General features: G+C 29.9%; 5 protein-coding genes. 1 reads left to right on the top strand and 4 read right to left on the bottom strand.

Annotation, left to right across the window (positions count from 1 at the left end; translation table 11 throughout):
* Positions 1-231: 231 nt before the first annotated feature.
* Entirely contained in the window at positions 232-993 is a 762-nt protein-coding gene (locus KGF50_RS18890; protein WP_227849495.1) for an EFR1 family ferrodoxin, read from the top strand.
* A gap of 178 nt (positions 994-1,171) precedes the next feature.
* On the opposite strand, the gene KGF50_RS18885 is transcribed toward KGF50_RS18890, so the two are convergent.
* The 4 genes from KGF50_RS18885 to KGF50_RS18870 form a co-directional block, all read right to left on the bottom strand.
* Positions 1,172-1,924, bottom strand: a complete 753-nt coding sequence (locus tag KGF50_RS18885) for an EFR1 family ferrodoxin (RefSeq protein ID WP_227849494.1) — start codon at positions 1,922-1,924, stop codon at positions 1,172-1,174.
* 494 nt (positions 1,925-2,418) lie between these two features.
* Positions 2,419-5,193, bottom strand: a complete 2,775-nt coding sequence (locus KGF50_RS18880) for a calcium-translocating P-type ATPase, PMCA-type (protein WP_227849493.1) — start codon at positions 5,191-5,193, stop codon at positions 2,419-2,421.
* 171 nt (positions 5,194-5,364) lie between these two features.
* Positions 5,365-6,621 carry a serine hydroxymethyltransferase gene (glyA, locus tag KGF50_RS18875; RefSeq protein WP_227849492.1) on the bottom strand — a complete coding sequence of 419 codons (1,257 nt, stop codon included), beginning with the start codon at positions 6,619-6,621 and terminating at the stop codon, positions 5,365-5,367.
* Between the two features lie 186 nt (positions 6,622-6,807).
* The gene (locus KGF50_RS18870; RefSeq protein WP_227849491.1) at positions 6,808-7,896 is read right to left on the bottom strand and encodes a hypothetical protein; all 1,089 of its coding nucleotides are present in this window, start codon (positions 7,894-7,896) and stop codon (positions 6,808-6,810) included.
* Positions 7,897-8,086 lie beyond the last annotated feature (190 nt).

Here is an 8,086-nt window from a genome sequence, read left to right as displayed (position 1 = left end):
ATTTATTACTTAACATTCACTTATCAATCTTTCTACTATTATAATCTATAACCATTTCTTACTCATATAAATATAAAATAATATCATAAACAAATTCTCTATTATATTTTTCATAATACTAGTTATTTATATACATCTTAATTGACAACTTTTATTTATAAAATGACTTTTACATATACTCATGGTAGAATAAAATAAACAAGTCAATAAATTAAAATTTGGAGAAAAATTATGCTAGGAATATATTTCAGTGGAACAGGTAATTCAAAATACTGTATAGAAAAGTTTTTGCAGGAATATGATATGACATCAAAAGCATTTTCTATCGAAGATAAGCAATTATTACATCAAATTAGTCAGCATAAAGATATTGTATTTAGCTATCCTACACAATACAGCAACATACCTAAAATATTAAAAGACTTTATAATCAATCATAAAAATTTATGGAAAGACAAGCGAGTTTTTATTATTACAACAATGGGACTATTCAGTGGAGATGGAGCAGGTATCTTGGCTCGTTTGCTTAAAAAATATGGTGCAGTCATTATTGGAGGTTTACATTTAAAAATGCCTGATAGCATTGCTGATGAAAAGGCATTAAAAAAGACTTTAGAAAACAACAGGAAACTTATAACAAATGCAGAGCAAAAAATAAAACATGCTGTAAAAAAATTACAAGATGGAACTCCACCACAAGATGGAATAGGAATTTTATATCATATAGCAGGTTTATTTGGGCAAAGACTATATTTTAGTAGTAAAACAAAATACTATTCAGACAAATTAAAAATAAATGCTAACAAATGTATTGGATGTGGAAAATGTGTAAATCTATGTTGTTTGAAAAATATTGTCTTGAAAAATGGTACTGCTATCCCAGGAAATCAGTGTACTATGTGTTATCGCTGTGTTAATAATTGCCCAAGACAGGCAATTACCTTGTTGGGTAAACGTATAATTGAGCAAAGTAAAATTGAAAAATATCTATAATATAAACTTAATTATAATTTAATTATGATAACTAGTTAATTTAATTAATAAAAAAAGACAGTTGACTATTTATCAACTGTCTTTTAAATTAATACTCAATTATATAAAATCCATGTGATATACTATTTTTACAGCACCCTCATCAACATACATCAGAATTAATTTAAATCATTTATTTTTATATTTCCTTTGGGCAAATATAACGTGCCATCCCCTTGCTATGTTCACCATATTCAATAGCTTCTTTTGGACATCGACATATACAGGCCATGCAATGAGTACAATTATTTCCCCAGCTTGGCTTTCCATCATTAAGATGTATATTTCCAAGTGGACATACATTTTCACATTTACTACAAGAAACACAATCATCTGTCACATAAAATTTTTTAGAATGAACAAATATTGGATAAAATATATTATTTACCAAACCACTACTGAATTTAGCCTTAAATGTTGCTTTAGATTCTGGAAATGCTATATCAGTTCTAATGCATTGTATAGTAGATGATATTTTCTGCTCAGCTTGTTCAATCGTCACTAAAGCTTCTTCTTTACTTGGCGTACTGAAAAGCGCAATATAGTTTTCTGGCATGACTACAGAAGCACATCCCATGTAATTCATCTCTTTTGCTTTGCATAATTTATTCAAATAGGTACCTGCATTGCCAGTATCAGCTCCACAGGTCATTACAAAATAAATATTCTTATTTCCACCCAATTCTGTTTTCATCAACCATTCATCTACAATGCGTGGAATACGCCATGCATAAGTTGGTACAACGATAACCCATGGTCTTTCAGATACTAAATGAGAATAATCTCTAGTTCGAATTTTTTCAAAGATATTCAACACTTCATCCTGAAGCTCTTTACCTATTCTTTTTGCCACATATTCACTGTTACCAGTACCAGAAAAATATATAATCATAATTTTAGCAACTCCTTCATAAAATTCCTATTTTTAAACCCATACATATTTTTAACTTACTTAAATACTCAGATATACTTTTTGTTTATATCTTTACTCTTCTAGTTCTCTCCAATATGTTTCGTTAATGTTCTTTAACCATTATATCAGACAAAATAAATATTGCGACATTGGTAAAGAAACTCTTTACCATTGAAATATTATATATTATTATTTCATATCAAATACTTCTCAAATTATATCTATCAGCTCACGCCTTCAAGACTCTTTACATCATATCAAGACTCATTTAATGACAGTAAATTAGTAGCACTAATAATCTTTAAATCTCATGAATATGTTGCTAAATACCACACTTTAATAGCTAATCATCTTTTTGAAGTATAATAATGTATCATACAAAAAAGTAATAAATAGTATTTTGAAATCACTTACACAAAAACAAATAAAACCGCAAAGCGTAGTATTAATACGATTTTGCGGTATTTTAGAAATTAATTTTTATTGTTAATACTTACTTTTCTTCCATTTTTTATTGTTCTAAGAAATAATTTTACAAATTCATTTGCCAATAGAATAGTTGATGCAAACAATATTATCTTTATCCACATATCAAATCCTAGTGACACTGAATTGAAGAAACTTTGGAATACTTGGGTAAATATTATTTGAATCACACCTGTCACAACTATTACCTGTAGTGCTAATTTATTTTTAAATAAATTTGGTATTGTGCTGTTTAATCCAAATTCTCTACAATTTAATGCATTAAAAAGGGCACTGAATGCAAATAAGGAAAATATAACAGTACCTTGTTCTTCTGATGTTGCTCCCAGTATGTTGAAAGCTGATTGTGTAAATACAATTGTAATCATGAGGATAGCATTTATAATAATATTTACAGACATAGACCTAGCTATTATTCCAGAATGTCTATTTATTGGTTTTCTTTTCAATACATAATCTCTAACAGGCTCTAATCCTAATGCTAGAGCTGGAGGACCATCCATTATTATGTTTACCCATAATAATTGTATTGTGGTAAAAGGCATGTCTTTACCAGCAAGCTGAGATATTATAGCAATTATAAATGCTACTATATTTACAGTAAGCTGGAACTGTATAAACCTTTGAAAGTTTTCATATATACCTCTTCCCCATTTTATTCCCTCTACTATTGTACTGAAACTGTCATCAGTCAATATTATATCAGCTGCATTTTTAGAAACTTCTGTTCCAGAAATACCCATTGCAATTCCCACATCTGCTTGACTAAGTGCAGGAGCATCATTTATACCATCACCTGTCACCGCTACAACTTCTCCACTCTTTTGAAGTGCTGAAACTATTCTCATTTTTGTATCTGGCTTACTTCTTGCAACGATTGATATCTCCTTGATTTCTTTTCTTAATTCTTCATCTGTAAGCACATCTATATAAGTAGCTTCAACAGCTTTTTTTCCATCATTTAATAGCCCCAACTCATCTCCAATGGCAGTAGCTGTATTGATATTATCCCCTGTAAGCATTTTTACATCTACTCCAGCACTAAAAGCTTTATCAATAGAATCTTTAACCCCTTCTCTTAATGGGTCTACTATTCCTACAAATCCACTAAAAATTAAATTTTCTTCTTTTTCATATCCTCTTGGTTCTCCTATTAAATTCAATTCTCCTTCTGATGTTATTGCTACTTCTGTGCGAGATTTAGTCATTTTTTTGTAGGCAAATCCTAAGGTTCTCATAGATTTAATCTGTAACTTTCTAATTTCATCTAAAATACTTTTTTCTATTCTTGGAGTTATTGGAACAATATTTTTCCCTTGTTGTAAGTAAGAACATTTCTTCAATAATACTTCTGGAGCTCCTTTTGAAAGCAATATATCTGAGTCATCTTGACGAATTAATGTTGACATTTTCTTTTCTTCTGAGCTAAATGGTATTTGTGAGATTAAATAAGTTTGCTTTCTCATTTCAGTATAATCTTTATCATTGTGGTATAAAAGTAATGCACACTCTGTTGCACTTCCTATATATTTAAATGAATTTTCTTCTTTTTCTATATCTGCTGTTGAATTTACAATACAATTTTCTTCAAAATAGCTATTACTCTTATATTCTCCACTATTTACATATTTACCATCAATATAAGCTACCTCTACCATCATTTTATTTTGTGTCAAAGTACCAGTCTTATCAGAACATATTACAGAGACAGAACCTATAGTTTCACAGGCTTCTTTCTTTGTTACTAATGCATTTATCTTTGCCATCTTTTGCATTGTTATGGCTAAAGTGATATTTATCATAGTTGGTAAACCTTCTGGTACTGTTGCAACTATTAAAGCAATACAAACCATATATGCATTTTTAGCAGGCTCTAATGATTGTAAAAAAGATAAAATACTGCTTGTATCTAAAATTAGCATACCTCTTCTTTGCATTTGTATAATCATAAACATACATAATAGTGTAGCTATTACACCTGATATACCTGCTATTTTAGCACCTAACTTACCTAATTTAATTTGTAGAGGAGTTTGCTGTTCTTCATTTGATAAATTTTGTGCTATCTTACCCATCTCAGTCTTATCACCAATACAAGTAACAACCATTATTCCTCTACCATATGCTACAAGAGTTCCTCCAAATACCATATTTATTTGCTTTGCAGGTATTGTATCTTGTTCAATTATTTCTGTTTTAGAATAAACTACCTCCATATCTAATATAGCATCAGCATTTTTAGCTACATCATCAGACTCTCCTGTAAGCATATCTTCTCTAAGCTTTAAATTTATAGACTGTATAAGTCTCCCATCTGCTGGTATCATATCTCCAGTCTCTATATATACAATATCTCCAGGAACTAAATTGTCTTTTGATATTTTAATTATCTTACCATTTCTAAGTGCTTTTACTTCTATATTTTCTGTTAATTTCGATAAGGCATGAGCTGCCTTTTTGGATTTTCCTTCAGTTATTATACCTATAGAAATCCCAATAAAAATAGCCCCTAAAATCCCTAATGCATCATGTAGTTCTCCTACAAAAGAACTTATTACTGCTGCTCCTAGAAGAATTAATATCATTGGCTCTGTCAGACTTTCTCCCAACTCGTCCCAAAATGTTCGTCCTTCTTTTATCGTAAATTCATTTAATCCATATCTAAGCTTCCTTTCTTCTACCTCATTATCAGCAAGTCCAACTTCTGGATTTGTCTTTAAGTATTTTAAGACTTCTTTGGTAGGTTTATTATAATACCTCATAACTTTATCCCCCTTGTTAATTATCTATAAAGAATTATATGCTGATAATAGCTTGTATATTACTTTTCAAAAAAAATAAGGTGTTGATTAATCAACACCTTATAGTGGTTATATATTATTAGGTTTTATGTTATAGGCTTTATAAATTGTGGGCTACGTAAATTGATATGCTTAATCTTCAAAATATCCTTCTGGATATAATGGGAATTTAGCTATAAGTTCCTGAGCTTCTACTTTACATTCATCTAATACTTCTTTATTACCAATATTTTCTGCTACCTTATTCATTATTCCTGCTATTTGTACAACTTCTTTTTCTTTAAGACCTCTCTGAGATATTGATGTAAGACCGATACGAACACCACTAGTTACAAATGGTGACTGTGGGTCATCAGGAATAACATTTTTATTAACTGTTATTCCTACATATTCAAGAGCCTTTTCAAATTGCTTTCCTGTCAAATTTTTACTTCTTAAATCTACCATTACTATATGATTATCAGTTCCACCACTTACTATACTAAATCCATGAGAAATAAGTTCAGCTGCCAAAGTTTTAGCATTTACTACTACTTGCTCCATTATCTTACGAAATTCATCTGTACCTAAATACAATAGTGAAAACGTTTTTGCTGCAACTGTGTTAAGATGTATAGAACCTAATGTTCCTGGGAAAACACCTTTATCAAGCTTCTTTGCATGTTCAGCTTTACAAAGTACAATACCACTTCTTGGACCACAGAAAGTTTTTGTTGTAGATGAAGAAACAAAATCTGCATAAGGTACAGGACTAGGAATTACTTTTGCTGCCACCAAACCTGCAACATGGGCCATATCTACCATAAAATAAGCTCCTACTTCTTTTGCAACATTTGATATTCTTTCATAATCTATCAATCTTGGATATGAACTTGCCCCTGCAATTATAAGTTTTGGTTTACACTCTTTTGCCTTCGCTTCAAGGGCATCATAATCTATACGCCCAGTATTTGAATCTACCCCATAAAATTCATATTTATAAATATCATGTAAGAAGTTTACTGTACTACCATGTGTTAAGTGTCCCCCTTGGTCAAGACGCATACTTAAAACAGTATCATTTGGTTTTAATATTGCTGAATATACACAATAATTAGCTGTAGAACCTGAGTAAGGCTGTACATTTACATGTTCTGCTCCAAATATTTCTTTTGCACGTTTTATTGCTAGATTTTCAAGTTTATCTGCTTCTTCAGAACCTGCTTGGAAACGTGCCCCTGGATAACCTTCTTCTGTTTTATTTGTAAATACACATCCACTTAATTCAAGTACTTCTGTTGGTGCTGTACTTTCAGAAGCTATCATCTCGATATTATGCTCTTGTCTAATCAACTCACCAGCTACAATTTTGTATAACTCTGGGTCTGAAATTCTTGTTGTTTTTAACATAATAACACCCCTTCTTAATTTAATTATTTTTATAAATTTAATTTATTTTTGTTTATATTTATATTCTACTACAATATTTTAATTAATTATATTATCAAAATTTGCAATTTATTTAACTATTTTGACTTTTTGTAATTTGTATTACATTAAGAAATTTTCTCAACTATCAATTATCACTAACTATATTTACTCCTGACTTTGAGTTGATTTTTCTCTACATGTAATTGCTCTATATACCATGCAAACTAAAATTAAAAGTCCCATATAACCTGTGTATGGATATAAAATATTTACTAGCTTACCAAATGGTAAAAATCCACCAATACAAGCCAAAATAGCTACTACTGTTGTAACTAATTTAAATTTAGGGTGTTTGTCTTCAACAATTCTATTAGTCACAGACCATAAAAGTGGAACAGCAGTTGTATAGATACCTAATATAAGTGCAACTGAGAAACATACACCTACAATAGGAGATATATTATCTGCTAGATAAAGAGATGGTATCTCTTTCATATATAGGTTACCTATATCTGAAATCATAGCTAGATACATAACTATACCAGCAGTCATAAAAACTACTCCGCCTAATAATCCGCCCCAAAAAGCATCTTTTTTATTTTCAACAGAAGCTCCCATACCTGTTAAAAATACAATCATTACAATTATATTTAATGTATTATAAATTACACCTGAAACGATTGGACTTTCTGATGCTTTTGTAACTTCAATATTTTTCATTGCCTCTCCAACAACAGGCAATCCATCTAAGTGCTTAAATAAACTTATTAATCCAACTGCAATAGTAAATACTGCTATTACTGGTCCAATACGACCAAGTATATTTACTAATTTTTCAAGGCCCATTGATACTGTGATTAGTGCAGCAATAGACATTAATACTCTTCCTAAATAAGGATTTATTCCATAATATTCAGTTAAAGTTGAACCAGCGCCTGAAATCATTACTATCAGAATTCCAAATAAAAATATTGGACTAAACCATTCATAAAATTTTCCTAGAATCTTTCCACAATAAAAAGTGTAAATTCTTGTTGGTTCTTTAAGTTTTAACTCTCTCCCCCTTGTTATGACTTCAACACCAAGAAATGAGAATAGTACCATCGATATTAATGCTCCAATCAATCCCATATATCCTTGGGATGCAAAAAATTGGAGTATTTCTTGACCAGTCGCAAATCCTGAACCTATTGCTGTTGCTAAATAAGCACCTGCAATACAGATAACATTTTTAATATTTACTTTGTCTGACATATCAACTTACCTCCATTATAAAGTTACCTTCTTTAACAAATATAAATTTATAGCGAATTTAAATGAATATTCTGTCTTTTTAGAATAATATTTAATTCACTTTTTTTATTTTGTATATTTTTTAATTTTTATTTATATATATTTTTTTATATATATAGGTACATCTTTTATAAGGTTCAATGTTATTAAA

The organism is Clostridioides sp. ZZV15-6598 (assembly GCF_020657705.1).
Taxonomy (GTDB): domain Bacteria; phylum Bacillota; class Clostridia; order Peptostreptococcales; family Peptostreptococcaceae; genus Clostridioides; species Clostridioides difficile_F.
This window is presented reverse-complemented; position numbering and strand designations above follow the sequence as displayed.

Bases quoted from the DNA above. Each gene is read 5' to 3' on its own strand.
- KGF50_RS18885 (WP_227849494.1), bottom strand. From the start codon at position 1,924: ATGATTATATATTTTTCTGGTACTGGTAACAGTGAATATGTGGCAAAA.
- KGF50_RS18890 (WP_227849495.1), top strand. From the start codon at position 232: ATGCTAGGAATATATTTCAGTGGAACAGGTAATTCAAAATACTGTATA.
- KGF50_RS18880 (WP_227849493.1), bottom strand. From the start codon at position 5,193: ATGAGGTATTATAATAAACCTACCAAAGAAGTCTTAAAATACTTAAAG.
- KGF50_RS18870 (WP_227849491.1), bottom strand. From the start codon at position 7,896: ATGTCAGACAAAGTAAATATTAAAAATGTTATCTGTATTGCAGGTGCT.
- glyA (WP_227849492.1), bottom strand. From the start codon at position 6,621: ATGTTAAAAACAACAAGAATTTCAGACCCAGAGTTATACAAAATTGTA.